Genomic DNA, 1,802 nt, shown 5'->3' with positions numbered 1-1,802 from the left:
CAATACAACATTTGAAGATCAAGCAGATAAATATATTTTTTGGCGTTATGCAGCTGACAGAGCCAAAATAACAAATGCCTATGGCTTCATTTGGATATCAGAGCTATGGCTCAGAAAAGCAAGCATCTACTCCAATAAACCAATACATACAATGCCAATTATAGATGAAAGACTTCAGGTAATTGGAATTGATTCAAATAATAATCAAAAATGTATTTCATGGAAAATAGTTAGAGAAAACGAAGAAAAAAAACCGACTTTAGAAATATCAACAGCAGACTCAAAACATGACGAAAAACCATATTTCATGCGTTCAGTCTTAAAAGCAATTGGCGGTGATGTAAACACTATGAACAATTGAGTCATAGAACTTCCATTATTCTCCTGAAGATAATAATCGCCAAATAAACCAATACTCAGCTTTACAATATACTAACTAACCGCAGAACGTTATTTCATACAACGTTTCTGCGGCATATCACAAAACGATTACTCCATAACAGGGACAGCAGGCCACTCAATATCAGGTGCAGTTGATGTATCAACACGGTTCAGCAACACCCGATACTTCTTCCAGGCTTCCAGCAACGAGGTTTCTTCCTTCGTTGCAATTTCCAGATCTGCAGCATCCTGAAGCGGCGCAATATGCTCACTGGCTACCTGCATCAGGCTTTTTTTTGTTTCTTCCGCCTCCCGGATCCGGAACAGTTTTTCTGCTTCCGTATCCTTCACCCAGGCTGTGCCGTTCCACTTCTGATATTCCCCTCCCGGCGATAACCAGGTAAAATTTTCCGGTAACGGACCGAGTTCAGAAATAAATAACGCGTCGCCGGAAGCCACGTCATAGACGGTTTTACCCCGATGGTCTTCAACGAGATGCCACGATGCCTCATCACTGTTGAAAACAGCCACAAAGCCAGCCGGAATATCTGGCGGTGCAATATCGGTACTGTTTGCAGGCAGACCGGTATGAGGCGGAATATATGCGTCACCTTCACCAATAAATTCATTAGTTCCGGCCAGCAGATTATAAATTTTTATGGTCCGTGGTTGTTCACTCATTCTGAATGCCATTATGCAAGCCTCACAATATAGTTAAATGCAATGTTTTTGACGGTGTTTTCCGCGTTACCCGCAGCGTTAACGGTGATGGTGTGTCCGTGTGAACCAATACTGAAAGAATGGGCATGAGCACCGATAACAACCGGATGCTGGTGCGCACCAATACCAACTGTATGCGCATGTGCACCGGCACTCACGGCTGTACCGGACAATGAGTGACTGTGGCTGCCCTGACTGTCCGTTTTCGATAAATAAGCAATACCCTGTGTGCTGGTTCCTTTAACTGTGGATAAACTTCCTGTAATGGTTGCTGTTCCATACTGACTCCAGCCAGAACTGTTCATCCTTAAACCACTTGTGTGGGCATGAGCACCCGCGGCCCCTGTTGAACCGCTCAGACTGTGAGCATGAGCCCCCGTGTTATTCGTCGATTTGGTGCCGTAATCGAAACTGCCTGTTGTTTTCGTCCCGTAATCAAACGACGATGTGGTTTTCGTCCCCAAATCCGTACCGGATGCACTGGCACTGTGGGTGTGCGACTTAATTCCATCCTGTTCCTGAGACAATACAGCACGACCGCTGGCGGGTTTCCCCTTGATTGTCCAGCCTCGCATATCAGGAAGCACACCCGATGGATACGCGACAGCAAGTTTTGGGTAGGCTGATTTGTCAAACGCCTGCCCCTGCATCAGGACGTAGCCAGACGGAACGATATCTGATGGCCACGGGATCGGCGCACC

3 protein-coding genes are annotated in these 1,802 nt (G+C 45.9%); 1 reads left to right on the top strand and 2 read right to left on the bottom strand.

Annotated elements, in window-relative coordinates; all coding sequences use genetic code 11:
• Positions 1-361: hypothetical protein (locus E4K64_RS39715; RefSeq protein ID WP_430642617.1), on the top strand; the 361-nt coding region annotated here is incomplete at its 5' end.
• A 128-nt stretch (positions 362-489) separates the two neighbouring features.
• Here the strand turns inward: E4K64_RS39715 and E4K64_RS39710 are convergent.
• Both E4K64_RS39710 and E4K64_RS39705 read right to left on the bottom strand, forming a co-directional pair.
• The gene (locus E4K64_RS39710) at positions 490-1,062 is read right to left on the bottom strand and encodes a tail fiber assembly protein (RefSeq protein WP_425277498.1); all 573 of its coding nucleotides are present in this window, start codon (positions 1,060-1,062) and stop codon (positions 490-492) included.
• An 11-nt stretch (positions 1,063-1,073) separates the two neighbouring features.
• Positions 1,074-1,802: phage tail protein (locus E4K64_RS39705; RefSeq protein WP_135167633.1), on the bottom strand; the 729-nt coding region annotated here is incomplete at its 5' end.

The sequence above is a fragment of the Bradyrhizobium frederickii genome, from assembly GCF_004570865.1.
GTDB classification, from domain to species: Bacteria; Pseudomonadota; Alphaproteobacteria; order Rhizobiales; family Xanthobacteraceae; genus Bradyrhizobium; species Bradyrhizobium frederickii.
Note: the sequence above shows the minus strand (reverse complement) of the source record. Positions and strands in the feature narration are given on the sequence as shown.

Bases quoted from the DNA above. Each gene is read 5' to 3' on its own strand.
- E4K64_RS39710 (WP_425277498.1), bottom strand. From the start codon at position 1,062: ATGAGTGAACAACCACGGACCATAAAAATTTATAATCTGCTGGCCGGA.